Origin of the sequence: Ruegeria conchae, assembly GCF_000192475.1 — a bacterium.
In the GTDB taxonomy this organism is placed as follows: Bacteria; Pseudomonadota; Alphaproteobacteria; order Rhodobacterales; family Rhodobacteraceae; genus Ruegeria; species Ruegeria conchae.
On sequence record NZ_AEYW01000013.1, the window covers coordinates 258,844 to 274,197 of the forward strand.

The window sequence follows — 15,354 nt, forward strand, 5'->3', positions numbered from 1 at the left end:
TCGGGCCAAAAATATTCCGGGGTTGAATTGACCGAAGGCCAAGAAGGGGCTGGCCCCTTCATCCTCCAACCGCTCTTGACGTAACCTCTCCCAAAGCATACGCAACACCTCGCGCGGAGGGCCGGATGGCCGCTGGGGCATATGCCCGAGAGGAAAGTCCGGACTCCACAAGGCAACGGTGCCGGGTAACGCCCGGGCGGGGAAACCCGACGGAAAGCGCCACAGAAATCAGACCGCCGCGGGCCTTGGCCCGAGGTAAGGGTGAAACGGTGGGGTAAGAGCCCACCGCGCCGCTGGCAACAGTGGCGGCACGGCAAGCCCCACCGGGAGCAATGCCGAATAGGGTCCCCGCGCGGGCCGGTCGGTGCAAACCGATACCGCCGCTAGGCTCGCTTTGGCCGAGAGGGACCGGGTTGGCAGCTTGAGCCGCGCAGCAATGCACGGCCTAGAGGAATGGTCATCGAAGGGGGCAACCCCGGAACAGGATCCGGCTTACAGGCCCTCCGCGCATAATTCCTCAGCCCGTCGGCGGCGTATACACCCCGGTTAGCGTTGCTGCTTTTGCAGCGACCGAAACGAACTCTTCGGCAGACCATGCGCGCACGGTTTCGATTTTCGATACTGCACCCGTGCTGGCAACGGCCATCCCGATTGCGACCGCATCAGTGCCGTCAGGGACCTCGCTGATGACAACAACATCGTTGCTACCAGTGGTTACGTAGAATGAGATCAGCTTTCCGCCCGCTTTCTCAAGCAGCGCACTGACCGGGCCGGTACGATCCTGAGGATTGGCAACCATCGCCTGAACGGCCTCGGATGAGTAGGATGCGTAAGTGATGAATACAGGCATGAAAACCTCCCACTGTTTAAGTCTATTCGGAACCATCCGACTGGCCGGTTCCATGGCCAGATTGCTTGCTGAGACGCCTGCAATTCAGGAACACCCGGGTAACCCGGGCGATACTATTGACGTGAGTGGTGTAGGGTGCCGGACGATAGTCCCGGTCAGATTTTGCCCATGTTCGCAACACGGACTCTTTGGTCACGGTGACCCTATCACAGTTTCGTGAACACACCAAGCGACACCCCGTTGAGGCGGAGTAGGGAATTGTTCCCGGAACACGGCGAATCTGGTTGACTTGGGCGTACGAGCAGTTAAAAGCGCACGCTCATAAGGATTCAACCGAAAGGCCCCTGCCTTTTCGGACGCAGGAGATAACCATGGCGAAGCCGACGACAATCAAGATCCGTCTGAACTCGACCGCGGGCACGGGCCACTTCTACGTGACCAAAAAGAATGCGCGCACCATGACCGAGAAAATGACCATTCGTAAATACGATCCGGTTGCTCGGAAACATGTCGAGTACAAAGAAGGCAAGATCAAGTAATCTGCCCTCTGACTTGAATTTTTGAAAAAGGACTCTGCCGATGCAGGGTCCTTTTTTGTTGGTTTGAGGCGTCCCACAGCGCGTCGGTGCGAAACACGGGCGTTGCAGGGGCGCATCAGCCCCTCGGGTGTTCTGGGTGAGGGCGGCTTGCTTTTACGCACTCCATGCCGCTACGCTTCAGCAACTCTTTCCAAAATGTTGACCGCCATGAAAAAAATCTTGTTACCCGCCCTTGCAGTTCTGACCCTGTCAGCCTGCGAAGATCCGTTTAACCGCGAAGGTGTTGGTTTCACCGGGATAGATGGTGAACCGCGTACGGTATCCGATGTGAAAGGAGCCGCGGCATTTGTTCAACCTGCAACCAACATCCCGGCAGAGCTCGCCAAGTTGCCGACAGTTCAGGTTTCGTCTGATCAGACCGAGCTTTCCAAGATGGCGAAAGTAGCTATCGAGAATGGTGGGCGCACTGATACCAGCGCCGTTCAACTGTCAGGCCAGAGCACTAATCTGCTGCTGAGCACGGTCAGTGTGAACGGGACATTGTTTGGTGTGTTGCGAACTGAAGAAGGGGACACTCGCGTGGACAATTCCATCGGTGCAAACTTCGGAGCTCGGACCGAGCGCTTTACCGGTTGCTTGCCCGCTGGAGATGTTTACCGCAAAGGCTCGTCCAAGCGCAGCTCTGGTTTTGCGGTGCCGCTGAACTGTAGCTGATTGCCAAAGTACCAAACCATTTTGTACCCCCGCCAATTTGGTGGGGGTTTTCTTTTTCGCCGTCATTCAACGCGCCATTCAGCGAAACTGATCACGGGGTTTAGCCCGGCGCGCGCCATCAATTCAGCTGAAGGCGTATTGAAGGTTGCATAGGTCGTGGCCAAAACATCTCCGCCATCAGCAAGCAGATGTGCGCGAACCTCGTTTATCAAGGCTAATCCGATTCCTTTCCGACGGTGCTTGGCATCGACGCTGATGTGGTGCAGCATCGCACGTGTTTCCGCCCGGCGAAAAGGTGTCGCAGCACGCCTCTCAAGCTCAAAAATCGCATATCCCAACAGTATTTGATTCTCCTCATAGCCCAATGCAACCACTGCGTCATGGCTGAGCCATTCTGAAAGATAGGAAACAACTTCCTTGTCATCTGGCAAAGGCGCGTATCGCTGCGGCTGGTTCTGAACGTGCAGGTCATGCACCTGTTGAAGTAATGGCAGCAAACGATGCGCCTGTGACGGGCAAATGGTGGCGATGGACATCAATGGTCCTCCGATTATCCAAACAAAAAGGGCGGGTCTTTTCGGACCCGCCCTTTGGCTGTGAGTATGAGGTTCGCGTTATTCGCGATTACCAAGCAGCTGCAGCAGGAACATGAACATGTTGATGAAGTCCAGATACAGGTTCAGTGCGCCCATGATGGCCGCCTTGCCTAGCCATTCCTGGTCACCCGCATGGGCCATCTGCAGATAGGTCGTTTTGATCTTCTGAGTGTCATACGCGGTCAGGCCCGCAAAGATCAGAACACCCAGGATCGACACAGCGAACATGATCGCAGGCGATTGCAGGAAGATGTTGATGACCATCGCGACGATCAGACCGATCACGCCCATCATCAGGAAAGTACCCATGCCGGACAGGTCTTTCTTAGTGACGTATCCGTAAAGCGACAGGCCCGCGAATGCGATCGAAGTCACTAGGAATACCTGAGCGATCGAGATGCCGGTGAAGGCTACAAAAATCCAGCTCAGCGACAGGCCCATGACGGCTGCAAATGCATAGAAGAACAGCTGCGCACCAGACGCCGAAAGGCGGTTGATGGCGGCACCAAAGCCAAACACCATTGCAAGAGGTGCGAACATTACGATCCAGCCCAGGATATTAGGGCTAAGCGTGACTGGGTCACGGAAGATCGACAGAAGTTGCGGGCTTGAGCCAACGGCCCAAGCGACAGCAAACGTGATCAGCATACCTACGGACATTGTGCCGTAGACTTTGTTCATATGGGCGCGCAGGCCCTCATCAATCTCGGCAGCGCGCGCGCCGGACGCCGTCCGGATCGTGTCGAATTGTGCCATCTAAGGGTCTCCCTTCAATATTCTGTGCTCAGCCTGCGATCGCAGGCCGATTTCCCACTAAATATCGGAGAGTACGGCCTTCGTTTCAAGGGTTTTCACTCCAAAACTCAGCAAAACTGTCGGCAAATTTGGTGACTGGTGCAAAAAACCTGACGGCGCAGTCCCTAATGCCGCCAGATTTCTTCTATTGTCCAATTAATACAAGTGTTTGTACCAGTAGTCAGGCGCATCCCACATAGGACGAGAAGCCTCGGCTTGTGCCTCGGAGCGGGTGATTCCGATATCTTCCAAAGCGCGATCATCAAGCTGAGCCAGTTTTTGCCGTTGCCGCGAAAGGCTCAACATGTTGAGCAGGCGGTCTCCAATCGATTTACCTTTGATGCGACGCAGAGTCGAAATGGCTAGATGGGTCATGGGTATTGCCCTTTCATGCTTGACTGATGAAACACTGTGCTTCAATCAATTTCCTTGATCTATATGGGGCATTCTGACATATTTTAAAAATGAATGTTTTTGACGTTACCCATAAGGAATCTTGAAGATGCGAAATCTGGACATCACTACGCTTCGTTCATTCGTTGCGGTCGCTGATCACGGCGGCGTTACCCGCGCAGCTGGATTTCTTCATCTCACGCAATCTGCTGTTTCCATGCAGCTCAAGCGGTTAGAAGAGCTACTCGGGCTGGAGCTGCTGGATCGATCCGGTCGAACCATTGCGCTGACCGCGTCCGGCGAGCAACTGCTTGCCTATGCGCGCCGGATGATTGCGTTGAATGATGAGGTGATCGGGCGGCTTACTGATCAGGCTTTTGAAGGAGAGGTCGTGTTGGGGGTGCCGCATGATGTCGTTCATCCGTTCATCCCCCGTGTCCTAAAGCGCTTCAATGCCAGCTTCCCGCGCGTGAACGTGAACTTGGTTACCTCGAATACGCGTCACCTGAAGGAGGAATTTGCGCGCGGAGGTTTTGATTTGATCGTAACCACGGAATCGGGAGCGGGCGAGGGGGCTGAAACCTTGTATCATATGCCACTGCGCTGGGTCGGAGCTCTGAACGGGTCCGCCTGGCGACAACAGCCTCTGCGGCTGGGGTTTTGCCGCAATTGCATCTTCCGTCCGGTTGCGACCGCGGCGTTGGATGACGCTGGGATCGAATGGGACATGAGCATCGACAGCGACTCAGACCGTACGGTCGAAGCAACAGTCAGTGCTGATCTGGCGGTGGGTGTACTGTTGGAGGGGACACAGCCCAACCATCAGGAACTGATCGACCATGCTGGGGTCCTTCCGGACCTGCCGGTGCAGTTCATCAACCTTTATGGTGCTGAAAGAGTGCGCGAGGAATATGTGGCTGAGCTCGCAAATCTCCTGCGGCAAAACTTTTCACACCCCAGTGCGCGCCCCCTCAAAGTGGCGAGTTGATCTGGATGACGATCTTACCGGTGGATTTGCGATCACGCAGCAATTCCAATCCCTTGGCTGCGTCCTGCAAAGGCAGGATGTGGCTGATATGAGGTTTAATCCGTCCTTCTGAGTGCCAGCGAAACAGAGTGCTGAAACTATTGTGAACGATTTCCGGCTTAAATTTCAGGTAACCACCGATATAGACGCCAATCACACTGAGATTTTTAACCAAAAGATGGTTGGCCGGAATCTGAGGAACTTCACCCCCCGCAAAGCCGATGGGCAATAGGCGGCCCTCGGGATTCGTGGCGCGGAACGCAGCCTTGAAAACGTCACCACCGATGGCGTCATAGACCACGTCGGCTCCGCCAAGGACGCGAACGCGGTTACGCAGATTCTCATCCGCATCGATCAAATGGTCCGCACCGGCCTGCTGCGCCACCGCCAATTTGTCGGTGCCGCGCGCTTGCGCGATGACGGTCGCCCCCATCAGTTTCCCGATTTCGATGGCGGTCAGCCCAACGCCGCCAGCCGCTCCGGTCACCAGCAGCGTTTCGCCGGCCTGTAGGCGTGCCCGGTGCTCCAACGCGATATGGCTGGTGCCATAGGCGATCTGAATGGCGGCAGCGTCTTCGAAACTCATTGTGTCTGGGATGACAATAACCCGGTCAGCATCGAAGACACCAGATTCGGCCAGGCCGCCCTGACCAGAGAAAACAGCGACGCGGTCACCTGGTTTTAGATGCGTAACACTATTTCCGACTTCGGCAACGACCCCTGCAATTTCCATACCCAGAGTAAACGGTGTGCCGGGTGTATCCTGATAGGAGCCTTTCTGCATCAAAAGATCGGCAAAGTTCAGCCCGCAGGCCCGAATGGATACGCGCACCTGATTTTCCGCTGGTGTCGGCTCGGGCATTTGGCAAATTTGCGCCATTGCTCCCTTGGTTTTGATACGAAATGCCAGCATCAGTGTTCTCCGGTATTTTAGGGCACATAGGCGGAGAGCGCGCGCGTTTTGTCAATTCCAATCAAACACCCTTCTCAAACAGGTGTCTGGTCTAATTTGTTGTCTCCGAACATACACAGATGTGATGATCCCGGTACTCAACCATAATCAACAGTCCATATTCTTGGATTCAACCGTCTTGAAAAAAGAATCGATTGCGGCAATATTATTGTTCTATGGTGCTGTTCGGGGGGCACGATCCTAGTTAGGAAGTTCTTAAGCAGCGACCCGCTAACTTGGCGGTGACGGCTGCTGTTGCGGTTTCCCGGACAGGTGTTTGTGTAAAGGAGACTACCAATGACCCATCACGTCGATGTCCATGTGGGCAAACGCGTCCGGCATCGCCGCTGGCTGATTGGCATGACCCAGCAGCAGTTGGCGCAGCAAGTTGGTATCAAGTTTCAACAGATTCAAAAATATGAAACGGGTGCCAACCGTGTAAGCGCGTCGCGTTTGTGGGACATTGCCGAGGCATTGGATGTTCCGGTCAGCTTTTTCTTTGAAGGCCTTGAAGAAGCTCAGAAAGCAGAGGCTGACAAAAAATCAGTTCCTGCAGATCTGATGGGTGATAAAGAAGCGCTTGATCTCGTTCGCTCGTACTATGCGATACCGGAAAATCAGCGTCGCCGCTTGTTTGAACTGGCGCGCGTGCTGAGCGACGTCGCCTAATACAATCGCTTGACTTCGCGGGGTGCCCGTCGCACGGGTAAGCCATGCAAAACACCCTACGAAGTGATCTAGAGATTGCCGAAGAAATGGCCGACGCGGCGCGGGCGGCCATTCTTCCGTTTTTCCGCCAATCTAACCTGAAGACGGACAACAAGCTCGATGCCGGGTTTGATCCTGTGACTGCAGCTGACCGCGAAGCAGAGAAGGCGATGCGTGCGGTGCTGGCCATTCACCGGCCCAAGGATGGCGTTTTAGGGGAAGAGTTCGGCCATTCCGAGGGGGTGAGCGGACGGGTTTGGGTGTTGGACCCAATCGACGGTACGCGCGGATTCATAAGTGGTACGCCCACATGGGGTGTTCTGATTGCCCTGAGCGATGAGACTGGACCTAAGCTTGGCGTAATCGATCAGCCCTATATCGGTGAACGCTTTATTGGAGAAAAAGAGCTCGCCTTTGTCAAAGGCCCTATGGGGCGTGCGGAACTCGAGACGCGGAATACGCGATCTTTGGATCAGGCGATCATCTTCACGACCTTTCCTGAGGTCGGTACCGAGGCTGAGGCGGCTGCCTTCAAGGCGGTATCTCAGAAAACGAAGCTGACGCGTTATGGGATGGATTGTTACGCCTATGCGCTACTTGCTGCAGGGCAAACAGATCTGGTGGTCGAGGCTGGGTTGAATGCCTACGATATCCAAGCCCCAATCGCGGTGATCGAAGCCGCAGGTGGTATTGTGACAGATTGGCAGGGCAATCCAGCCCATAATGGCGGGCGTGCCCTCGCAGCAGCCAATGCTGAGATTCATGCGGCGGCGCTGGAAATCTTGAAGCAATATTAAACGGGTTGCCGCACCCCCCATGCGGCTTTAAACTGATCGCGGCTGGTTCTTACGCCCGTTTTCCACCAGCCCAATACTCCACGCATGAGACGGGCAGGATGCGGGAGTGCTAAAATGACAGAAATTTTGATCCGGAATGCCGACATTATCGTGACGATGGACGATGATCGGCAAGAGCTTGTGGGCGCTGACCTGTTGGTTCGGGACGGAAAGATTGCCCAGATTGGCCATGGTTTGACCAGCCTGGGTGAAATACATGATGCCGCCGGATGTGTTGTTACCCCTGGTCTGGTGAACACCCATCATCATCTCTACCAAACCCTTACACGCGCGGTGCCCGGTGGGCAGGATGCGTTGCTATTTGGATGGTTGCGAACACTTTATCCCATCTGGTCCCGCTTTGGACCTGAAGAGATGTTTATCTCTGCTCAGATTGGTCTGGCAGAGTTGGCGCTGTCTGGCTGCACGCTCAGTTCTGATCACCTCTACCTTTATCCCAATGGTGCGCGACTTGAAGATACGATCCATGCCGCGTCGGAGTTGGGTTTGCGTTTTCAACCGACGCGCGGGGCAATGAGTATCGGCGAAAGTGATGGTGGATTGCCTCCTGATGCTCTGGTCGAAGCCGAGCAAGCCATTCTGGAGGACATGATCCGCGTGGTGGATGCCTATCACGATCCATCAGAAGGCTCGATGTGTCGCGTTGGTCTGGCGCCGTGTTCACCGTTCTCGGTTAGTCGGGACCTGATGCGCGATGCCGCGCTTCTGGCGCGCGATAAAGGCGTAATGCTTCATACTCATCTGGCAGAAAACGATGAAGATATCGCCTATTCTGAAGATCAGTTCGGTTGCCGGCCCGGCCAATACGCAGAGGAGCTGGGCTGGACCGGATCGGATGTCTGGCACGCCCATTGCGTCAAGCTGGATGGCTCCGAGATCGACCTATTTGCGCGTAGCCGAACTGGTGTTGCGCACTGCCCATGCTCCAATTGCCGCCTTGGCTCAGGTATCGCGCCAGTCCGCAAGATGCGCGACCTAGGCGTGCATGTCGGGCTGGGTGTGGACGGTTCAGCCAGCAATGACAGCGGCAATCTGATCGCCGAGGCGCGTCAGTCCATGCTTTTGCAACGGGTTGCAAATGGCGCTGACGCCATGTCAGCCCGCGAAGCGCTTGAAATCGCCACCCGTGGCGGGGCGAAAGTGTTGAATCGGCCCGATTGCGGCAGGCTTATGCCCGGCAAACGCGCTGACATAGCCATTTGGGACGTACGCGGCATCGAAAGTGCAGGCAGTTGGGACCCAGCTGCGCTCCTTCTGGCCGGACCAACGCGTGTCAAACACCTGTTTGTCGAGGGACGCCAGGTTGTGCGCGACGGCCAGATCGTCACGATTGACCTGCCGAAGGCTATGGAAACTCAGAATCGTCTGGCAAGCGCGTTGGCAGAATAGCGGATCCGCTCTTCATCTGGCTGAAAATATCCCCGCCGGAGGCATGGGCCATTGGCCCATTCCCATCATCCAGTAACAGCTCGCCCGGCGATCCAGACCTCGGCAACAGCCCGATCATCCCCCATCATTATGGTCGGGAACACCGCTTCCCAAAGATCATCAGCATGTGCTTCGCGTTGGGCGATGGCCGGAGTCGAGGCAAGGTCCAATACCACCAGATCCGCCTCCATACCCACCGCAATATTGCCGATACGATCATCCATCCGCAAAGTTTGAGCTGATCCAACCGTTCCAAGCCAAAGCAATTGCGAAGGGTGTAGCGGACGACCCCGCAGTTGACCAATTTCGTACGCTGCGGCCATTGTGCGCAGCATCGAAAAGCTGGAACCACCGCCTGTATCGGTGGCAAGACCAACCCGGTGCCCCTCGCGGATCAGGCCGTTCATGTCGAACAGACCAGAACCGATAAACGTATTGGACGTGGGGCAGTGGATCAGAGCTGCATCTACCTCGCGCAAGCGGTCACGTTCGCGATCCTCCAGATGGATCACGTGACCGTAGAGACCGTTTCCACCCAACAATCCAAACTGCTCATATGTATCCAAATAGTCGCGCGCCTCAGGGAACAGAGAGCGCACCCATTCAATTTCGTCGGTTTGTTCGCTGAGATGGGTTTGCATCAGGCATTCGGGATGCTCCGCCCAAAGTGCGCCCATGGCCTCTAACTGATCTGGTGTCGATGTCGGCGAGAAACGCGGTGTAATGGCGTAGGATATGCGATTCACCCCGTGCCACTTTTCAAGCAGTGACTTGGACTGGTCATACCCGGTCTGTGCGGTGTCACGCAGCCCCTCGGGTGCATTTCGATCCATGCAGGTTTTGCCGGCGACAACCCGTTGACCTCGCGCAATTGCTGCCGAGAAAAACGCATCAACACTCTCGGGATGAATAGTGCAAAAGCTGCACATTGTCGTCGTACCGTGTGCTGTCGTCAAATCGAGGTATCTGCTTGCAATTTCAGCGGCATAGACTGGATCGTCGAACTTCATCTCTTCCGGGAACGTGTAGCTGTTGAGCCAGTCGATCAGCCGCTTGCCCCAACTCGCAATCATTGCGGTTTGCGGATAGTGAACGTGCGGATCCACAAAGCCCGCCGAAATAAGCTTGTCGCCATAATCCTTAACTTTGGCCTCGGGGTGCGCGACAGAAAGATCGGACGCGGATCCCAATGCTGCGATGCGACCATCTTCTATCAATACGGCTTCGTGTAGTTCGGTCGCGTCTGTGGGTTCGCCTTCGAACGGTGATCCGTTGAAGCTGAGCACGCGTCCCTTCAAAAGCGTCTTTTGCGCCATCTGCTGTGTTCTCCGCCTGTTTGGGGCCGCTATCCAGCATAGGGATGCAAAAGATGTGGGTAAATTGGACCATTGTCATTGTTTTCCGGTAGCTGCTTCTTCTATCTAGGGTCAATCGGCAGGAAAAAAGGGGCAGCGCATGACGACAGGCAGTGACGAAGCCAGACCCGATCAGCCCCAGGACGAGGACGCCTATGCGCTCGACCCGCGAACCGTCGAAGCCATCCTCTATGCGGTGGAGGTCGAAGATCGCGCCAAGCTGATCGAGCTCATGGAGCCGCTACATGCGGCTGATATTGCCGACCTTCTGGAACAGATCAGCCCCTTTGACCGGGCGAGCCTGATCCGGTTGTACGATAAGGAATTTGACGGGGATATTCTTTCAGAACTGGATGAATCTGTCCGGGAAGAAGTGATCGATGTTCTGAAGCCGGATGTCTTGGCCGAAGCTGTTCGGGACATGGAAAGCGACGATGTCGTTGATCTGCTCGAGGATCTCGAAGAGCCGCAACAAGAGACGATCCTTGATGCGCTTGAAGACTCTGAACGAGTCGCGGCTGAGCAGGCGTTGTCCTACCCCGAAAATTCCGCCGGTCGTCTTATGCAGCGCGAAGTCGTCATGGCGCCCGAGCACTGGACGGTGGGGCAGGCCATTGATTTCATGCGGGCCAATGATGATCTGCCAGAACAGTTCTATCATGTGGTCCTTGTTGACCCGCGGCTGAAGCCCGTTGCGCAGGTTACACTGGGAAAGCTGATGGCGACCCGGCGAGAGGTGCCCTTGCATGACCTCGCCGAGGAAGAATTCCACACCATCCCTGTCGATCAGGACGAAGAGGATGTGGCCTATGCGTTCAACCAATACCATCTGATCTCGGCCCCGGTTGTGGATACGGATGGGCGGTTGGTTGGCGTCATTACCATTGATGACGCGATGGTGGTGTTGGATGAAGAATATGAAGAAGACATGATGCGTCTTGCTGGTGTCTCGGACGAAAGTTCTTTGTCCGATAGCGTAGCGGCAACCAGTAAACGGCGCTTGCCATGGCTCGGTGTTAATCTGGTCACCGCGATTTGCGGTTCGCTGGTTATTTCGCAGTTTGAGGCCGCGATCGATCAGCTTGTTGCACTCGCAATCCTGATGCCGATTGTCGCATCGATGGGAGGCAACGCTGGAACTCAATCACTGACAGTGGCTGTACGCGCGCTGGCGACACGTGACCTGACGAGTTCGAATGTGTGGCGCGTGATCCGTCGCGAATTACTGGTTGGGATGCTCAACGGATTATGCTTTGCCATCGTGTTGGGAACCGTTGGGATGATGTGGTTTGATTCTCCGTTGCTGGGTGTCGTGATTGGATCGGCGCTGGTCGTGAACATGATCATAGCAGGCTTTGCAGGTACGGTAGTACCGGTGGTGCTGGATCGTTTGGGGATCGACCCTGCACTGGCATCTGGAACCTTTGTGACCACGACGACGGACGTCATGGGGTTCTTCATCTTTCTGGGGCTTGCCAGCATGGTGCTACTGTGACCGACACAACCGATCTGACCGAAATCAAAGCTGCGGCCCGAAAGGCGGCTTTTGCACGCCGAAAGGCGGCGTTTGAAACGCGCCTACCGGGTGCTGCAGGACGTTTGTCCGAGGTTTTGGCCGGACACCGAGGTGTTCCCATCTCAGGATACATGCCCATCCGAACCGAGATCGACCCCTTGCCGGCAATGGCCGAAGCAGCCGCTTACGGAGCCGTCGGCGTACCCGTCATTCAGGCCGCCGGGAAGCCGCTGCGGTTTTCGCGTTGGACTCCGGAAGGCGCGCTGAAAGACGGACCATTTGGTGCGAAGGTGCCCGAGATCGACGATTATTTTGATCCCGAAATCCTGATTGTGCCGTTGGTTGCGTTTGATGCTCAGGGTGGTCGTCTGGGATATGGCGGTGGCTTCTATGATCGCACGCTAGAGGTGTTGCGCGGCAAGCGCCCGACATTGGCGATCGGGTTTGCCTTCGATGCGCAAGAGGCGGAGGAGCTGCCGCTTGAGCCGACGGACCAACCTCTGGATATGGTTATCACAGAAAGCCGCGTGCTGACGTTTTCGGCCTAGCCCGTGTGCTCAGCACGGAAATAGTCCCAGGCATCCTGTTTGGTTCCGTCTGGCAGGGTGCAGATCCCGGTTTGGCCGCCGTCGCCATCCTGAATATTGTACGTGCCGCCCCGTTCGATGCAAAAAGTCGCCGCCGGGTTTGCCAGTTCAGTTGATTGCCCGGCTGGCTGATCGCACGCGGCGAGGGTGGCGAGCAGGGTAACAATAATAAGATGGCGGGTCATAAGTTTCTCCTAACCAATATTATTTGCGGTTTATGGTGACAGTTTAATCACTTGTGCTTGTGTTGCACCACACTTAGGACGGATGGCATGAGGATATTATTTCTTGGCGACGTCATGGGGCGCTCGGGTCGCGCCGCCGTTCAACAGCACCTGCCGCGTTTGCGCGAGGAGTGGCGGTTGGATTTCGTCGTGGTTAACGGCGAGAATGCTTCCAATGGCATGGGGCTCAGTGGTGATCACGCCAAGCTGCTTTTGGACGCCGGTGCCGATTGCATCACTTTGGGCGACCATGCGTTCGATCAGAAAGACATGTTGCAGTTCATCGAGAAAGAGCCGCGCATTGTGCGCCCGGTGAACTATGCCAAAGGGGCACCTGGGCGAGGTCATCGGCTGTTCACGGCGCCGGGTGGACGCAAGGTGCTGGTGGTGCAGGTACTGGGGCAAGTATTTATGAAGCGCCCGTTCGATGATCCGTTCTCAACTATCGAACCAATTCTGAAATCCCACCCTCGCGGTGGGCAGGCGCAGGCGATTATCGTCGATATGCATTGCGAGGCGACGTCTGAAAAGATGGCGATGGGCCACTATTGCGACAAACGCGCCAGCCTTGTGGTGGGCACGCACACCCATGTGCCGACGGCGGACGCGCAGATTTTGACTGGCGGGACAGGATACTTGACCGATGCCGGAATGTGCGGGGACTATGACTCGGTCATTGGTATGGACAAACAAGAACCTATGCGTCGTTTCATCACCGGTATGCCCAAAGCCCGGTTCACACCCGCCAATGGCGAGGCAACGCTGAGCGGTGTGTATGTCGAAACCGATGATCGCGACGGAAGCGCAAAAACTGTGCAGATGGTCCGCGTTGGTGGGCGTTTGCAGCAGGCAGGCCCCTAAGTCGCATGTCAGGCTTGCCCTGTGGCATGCAATGCGTGAAACTGGCTGATAGGCGCGTGTGCCAGATCAGGTTTCGGACAGAATACCAAGAATGCAATTCCTTCAACTGACAGAAACGGGTAGCGCAATTCTGGCGCTGATGATTGTTGCAGGGATGTTCATCATGTTCCTGCGCGAGGTCTATCCGACCGAAGTTGTCGCCATTGGCGGCGTGGCCCTGATGCTTGTAACGGGTATACTGCCCTATCAAAGCGCGCTTGCGGTACTGTCTAACCCTGCGCCATGGACCATCGGTGCCATGTTCATCATCATGGGGGCTTTGGTGCGAACAGGGGCGCTTGATGCGTTCACATCTGTGGCGCAAAAGCAGGCGCAGGTTAATCCGCGTATAGCCATCGGTTTGTTGATGGGGTTTGTCGTCATCGCGTCTGCGGTGGTGTCGAACACACCTGTTGTCGTCGTGATGATCCCGGTCTTTATTCAAATCGCTCGCACACTGAACGTTTCGGCGTCCAAACTGTTGATTCCGCTTAGCTATGCGGCAATTCTTGGGGGAACGTTGACCCTGATCGGCACCTCAACCAACCTTCTGGTTGATGGCGTCGCGCGTGCGCAGGGCATGACGGCCTTCACGATATTTGAGGTCACCCCACTGGGCATAGCTCTGGTTATCTACGGCATGGTTTATCTGCGCTTCATAGCGCCGCGTTTGTTGCCAGAGCGCGACAGCATGGCCGAAATGCTGAGTGACCGATCCAAGATGAAGTTCTTTACTGAGGCGGTCATCCCACCCGAAAGCAACTTGATCGACCGCGAAGTTACGGGGGTTCAACTGTTCAAACGCCAAGGTGTGCGGCTGATCGACGTGGTTCGGGGTGATGAGTCGTTACGTCGGAACCTAAAAGGTGTCACGCTGAAAGTGGGTGACAGAGTGGTTCTCCGTACCGAGATGACTGAGTTGTTGAGCCTGCAAAGCAATAAGGAATTAAAGAGGGTTGATCAGGTCTCGGCAGTTGAAACCAAGACGGTCGAAGTTCTGATTACGCCAGGTTGCCGTATGGTTGGGCGAACATTGGGTGCGATGCGTTTGCGTCGTCGGTACGGCGTCTACGTTTTGGCTGTGCATCGCCGAAACCAGAATATCGGGCGCCAGTTGGATGCTCTGACTGTACGCGTGGGGGATACACTGCTGCTTGAAGGCTCACCCGGTGATATTCAAAGGCTGGCAGCAGATATGGACATGGTTGATGTGACACAGCCCTCGGCACGTGCCTTCCGTCGCAGTCATGCACCCATTGCCATTGGAGCATTGGTAGGAATCGTTGCGTTAGCAGCGCTGGGCGTCGCTCCAATTCTGCTTTTGTCTATACTGGCCGTTGCGGTGGTCCTGCTGTCCCGCTGTATCGATGCGGATGAGGCGTTTTCCTTCGTCGAAGGCAGATTACTGGCGCTGATCTTCTCAATGCTCGCAATCGGCGCGGCGCTCGATAAATCTGGCGCTGTGACGCTGATTGTCGAGGCGATCGCACCCGCGCTGGGCATGTTGCCGCCCTTCCTTATCATATGGGCTGTGTATTTGCTGACCTCGGTATTAACCGAATTGGTTTCAAACAATGCAGTTGCAGTGGTGGTAACACCAATTGCAATCTCGTTGGCGCAGGCAGTTGGCATCGATCCACGCCCATTGGTCGTTGCGGTGATGGTGGCGGCGTCGGCTTCGTTTGCGACGCCCATCGGTTATCAGACCAACATGATGGTGTACGGGCCGGGCGGGTACAGGTTCACCGATTTTCTAAAGGTTGGTGTGCCGTTAAACCTGACAGTTGGTTTGTTGGCCTCACTCTTGATCCCGTTCATCTGGCCACTTTGAGACTGGCACAGTTTCGCCGACTTGAATGTGTTGCCCTTGTAAATGGCGATCCAGCCACAATCTTTTTCTCAAAGACGAATGA

Annotated in this window: 17 protein-coding genes and 1 other RNA gene; 11 read left to right on the forward strand and 7 right to left on the reverse strand. The window is 55.7% G+C overall.

Features of this window, described 5'->3' with window-relative positions; all coding sequences use genetic code 11:
* Positions 1–113: 113 nt before the first annotated feature.
* Positions 114–511: RNase P RNA component class A (rnpB, locus tag G7G_RS23715), an RNA gene on the forward strand.
* A 6-nt stretch (positions 512–517) separates the two neighbouring features.
* Here the strand turns inward: rnpB and G7G_RS0113165 are convergent.
* On the reverse strand, positions 518–850 hold the full coding sequence (locus G7G_RS0113165) for a GYD domain-containing protein (RefSeq protein WP_010441900.1): 333 nt from the start codon (positions 848–850) through the stop codon (positions 518–520).
* Between the two features lie 371 nt (positions 851–1,221).
* Between G7G_RS0113165 and rpmG the strand changes: the two genes are divergently transcribed.
* Positions 1,222–1,389: a 50S ribosomal protein L33 gene (gene rpmG / locus G7G_RS0113170; protein ID WP_010441901.1), complete on the forward strand. Its 168-nt coding sequence runs from the start codon at positions 1,222–1,224 to the stop codon at positions 1,387–1,389.
* A gap of 207 nt (positions 1,390–1,596) precedes the next feature.
* Positions 1,597–2,103 carry a lipoprotein gene (locus G7G_RS0113175; protein ID WP_158005272.1) on the forward strand — a complete coding sequence of 169 codons (507 nt, stop codon included), beginning with the start codon at positions 1,597–1,599 and terminating at the stop codon, positions 2,101–2,103.
* A 62-nt stretch (positions 2,104–2,165) separates the two neighbouring features.
* On the opposite strand, the gene G7G_RS0113180 is transcribed toward G7G_RS0113175, so the two are convergent.
* The 3 genes from G7G_RS0113180 to G7G_RS0113190 all read right to left on the reverse strand — a co-directional run bounded on the left by G7G_RS0113180 (position 2,166) and on the right by G7G_RS0113190 (position 3,869).
* The gene (locus G7G_RS0113180) at positions 2,166–2,639 is read right to left on the reverse strand and encodes a GNAT family N-acetyltransferase (RefSeq protein WP_010441903.1); all 474 of its coding nucleotides are present in this window, start codon (positions 2,637–2,639) and stop codon (positions 2,166–2,168) included.
* 78 nt (positions 2,640–2,717) lie between these two features.
* Positions 2,718–3,455 carry a Bax inhibitor-1/YccA family protein gene (locus G7G_RS0113185; protein ID WP_010441904.1) on the reverse strand — a complete coding sequence of 246 codons (738 nt, stop codon included), beginning with the start codon at positions 3,453–3,455 and terminating at the stop codon, positions 2,718–2,720.
* A 195-nt stretch (positions 3,456–3,650) separates the two neighbouring features.
* Positions 3,651–3,869: a DUF1127 domain-containing protein gene (locus tag G7G_RS0113190; protein WP_010441905.1), complete on the reverse strand. Its 219-nt coding sequence runs from the start codon at positions 3,867–3,869 to the stop codon at positions 3,651–3,653.
* 127 nt (positions 3,870–3,996) lie between these two features.
* Here G7G_RS0113190 and G7G_RS0113195 point away from each other — a divergent pair, with 127 nt between their 5' ends.
* On the forward strand, positions 3,997–4,875 hold the full coding sequence (locus G7G_RS0113195; protein ID WP_010441906.1) for a LysR family transcriptional regulator: 879 nt from the start codon (positions 3,997–3,999) through the stop codon (positions 4,873–4,875).
* Here G7G_RS0113195 and G7G_RS0113200 read toward each other — a convergent pair.
* The gene (locus G7G_RS0113200; protein ID WP_010441907.1) at positions 4,859–5,827 is read right to left on the reverse strand and encodes an NADPH:quinone oxidoreductase family protein; all 969 of its coding nucleotides are present in this window, start codon (positions 5,825–5,827) and stop codon (positions 4,859–4,861) included. The genes G7G_RS0113195 and G7G_RS0113200 overlap by 17 nt on opposite strands.
* Positions 5,828–6,163: 336 nt before the next feature.
* Here G7G_RS0113200 and G7G_RS0113205 point away from each other — a divergent pair, with 336 nt between their 5' ends.
* The 3 genes from G7G_RS0113205 (at position 6,164) to G7G_RS0113215 (ending at position 8,820) form a co-directional block, all read left to right on the forward strand.
* On the forward strand, positions 6,164–6,535 hold the full coding sequence (locus tag G7G_RS0113205; protein ID WP_010441908.1) for a helix-turn-helix domain-containing protein: 372 nt from the start codon (positions 6,164–6,166) through the stop codon (positions 6,533–6,535).
* A gap of 44 nt (positions 6,536–6,579) precedes the next feature.
* Positions 6,580–7,371 carry a histidinol-phosphatase gene (gene hisN, locus G7G_RS0113210; RefSeq protein WP_010441909.1) on the forward strand — a complete coding sequence of 264 codons (792 nt, stop codon included), beginning with the start codon at positions 6,580–6,582 and terminating at the stop codon, positions 7,369–7,371.
* 114 nt (positions 7,372–7,485) lie between these two features.
* A complete protein-coding gene (locus G7G_RS0113215; RefSeq protein WP_010441910.1) occupies positions 7,486–8,820 on the forward strand; it encodes an 8-oxoguanine deaminase in 1,335 nt (444 codons plus the stop codon).
* Between the two features lie 65 nt (positions 8,821–8,885).
* Here G7G_RS0113215 and guaD read toward each other — a convergent pair whose 3' ends face one another.
* Positions 8,886–10,175, reverse strand: coding sequence for a guanine deaminase (gene guaD, locus G7G_RS0113220; protein WP_010441911.1), 1,290 nt, complete (start codon positions 10,173–10,175; stop codon positions 8,886–8,888).
* A gap of 139 nt (positions 10,176–10,314) precedes the next feature.
* Between guaD and mgtE the strand changes: the two genes are divergently transcribed.
* On the forward strand, positions 10,315–11,709 hold the full coding sequence (mgtE, locus tag G7G_RS0113225; protein WP_010441912.1) for a magnesium transporter: 1,395 nt from the start codon (positions 10,315–10,317) through the stop codon (positions 11,707–11,709).
* Positions 11,706–12,278, forward strand: a complete 573-nt coding sequence (locus tag G7G_RS0113230; protein WP_010441913.1) for a 5-formyltetrahydrofolate cyclo-ligase — start codon at positions 11,706–11,708, stop codon at positions 12,276–12,278. The genes mgtE and G7G_RS0113230 overlap by 4 nt, the downstream gene beginning before the upstream one ends.
* Here the strand turns inward: G7G_RS0113230 and G7G_RS0113235 are convergent.
* Complete coding sequence (locus G7G_RS0113235; protein ID WP_010441914.1) at positions 12,275–12,502, reverse strand: putative hemolysin; 228 nt, start codon at positions 12,500–12,502, stop codon at positions 12,275–12,277. The two genes, G7G_RS0113230 and G7G_RS0113235, sit on opposite strands and share 4 nt — an antisense overlap.
* An 87-nt stretch (positions 12,503–12,589) precedes the next feature.
* Here G7G_RS0113235 and G7G_RS0113240 point away from each other — a divergent pair, with 87 nt between their 5' ends.
* Entirely contained in the window at positions 12,590–13,402 is an 813-nt protein-coding gene (locus tag G7G_RS0113240; protein WP_010441915.1) for a TIGR00282 family metallophosphoesterase, read from the forward strand.
* A gap of 91 nt (positions 13,403–13,493) precedes the next feature.
* A complete protein-coding gene (locus G7G_RS0113245) occupies positions 13,494–15,272 on the forward strand; it encodes an SLC13 family permease (protein WP_010441916.1) in 1,779 nt (592 codons plus the stop codon).
* The last annotated feature ends 82 nt before the right edge of the window (positions 15,273–15,354 follow it).

What these genes read in the sequence shown, in the direction of transcription:
- hisN (WP_010441909.1), top strand. Translation starts at nt 6,580, where the DNA reads ATGCAAAACACCCTACGAAGTGATCTAGAGATTGCCGAAGAAATGGCC.
- G7G_RS0113175 (WP_158005272.1), top strand. Translation starts at nt 1,597, where the DNA reads ATGAAAAAAATCTTGTTACCCGCCCTTGCAGTTCTGACCCTGTCAGCC.
- G7G_RS0113180 (WP_010441903.1), bottom strand. Translation starts at nt 2,639, where the DNA reads ATGTCCATCGCCACCATTTGCCCGTCACAGGCGCATCGTTTGCTGCCA.
- G7G_RS0113195 (WP_010441906.1), top strand. Translation starts at nt 3,997, where the DNA reads ATGCGAAATCTGGACATCACTACGCTTCGTTCATTCGTTGCGGTCGCT.
- mgtE (WP_010441912.1), top strand. Translation starts at nt 10,315, where the DNA reads ATGACGACAGGCAGTGACGAAGCCAGACCCGATCAGCCCCAGGACGAG.
- G7G_RS0113205 (WP_010441908.1), top strand. Translation starts at nt 6,164, where the DNA reads ATGACCCATCACGTCGATGTCCATGTGGGCAAACGCGTCCGGCATCGC.
- G7G_RS0113240 (WP_010441915.1), top strand. Translation starts at nt 12,590, where the DNA reads ATGAGGATATTATTTCTTGGCGACGTCATGGGGCGCTCGGGTCGCGCC.
- G7G_RS0113215 (WP_010441910.1), top strand. Translation starts at nt 7,486, where the DNA reads ATGACAGAAATTTTGATCCGGAATGCCGACATTATCGTGACGATGGAC.
- guaD (WP_010441911.1), bottom strand. Translation starts at nt 10,175, where the DNA reads ATGGCGCAAAAGACGCTTTTGAAGGGACGCGTGCTCAGCTTCAACGGA.
- G7G_RS0113165 (WP_010441900.1), bottom strand. Translation starts at nt 850, where the DNA reads ATGCCTGTATTCATCACTTACGCATCCTACTCATCCGAGGCCGTTCAG.
- G7G_RS0113235 (WP_010441914.1), bottom strand. Translation starts at nt 12,502, where the DNA reads ATGACCCGCCATCTTATTATTGTTACCCTGCTCGCCACCCTCGCCGCG.
- G7G_RS0113245 (WP_010441916.1), top strand. Translation starts at nt 13,494, where the DNA reads ATGCAATTCCTTCAACTGACAGAAACGGGTAGCGCAATTCTGGCGCTG.
- G7G_RS0113200 (WP_010441907.1), bottom strand. Translation starts at nt 5,827, where the DNA reads ATGCTGGCATTTCGTATCAAAACCAAGGGAGCAATGGCGCAAATTTGC.
- G7G_RS0113185 (WP_010441904.1), bottom strand. Translation starts at nt 3,455, where the DNA reads ATGGCACAATTCGACACGATCCGGACGGCGTCCGGCGCGCGCGCTGCC.
- G7G_RS0113190 (WP_010441905.1), bottom strand. Translation starts at nt 3,869, where the DNA reads ATGACCCATCTAGCCATTTCGACTCTGCGTCGCATCAAAGGTAAATCG.
- rpmG (WP_010441901.1), top strand. Translation starts at nt 1,222, where the DNA reads ATGGCGAAGCCGACGACAATCAAGATCCGTCTGAACTCGACCGCGGGC.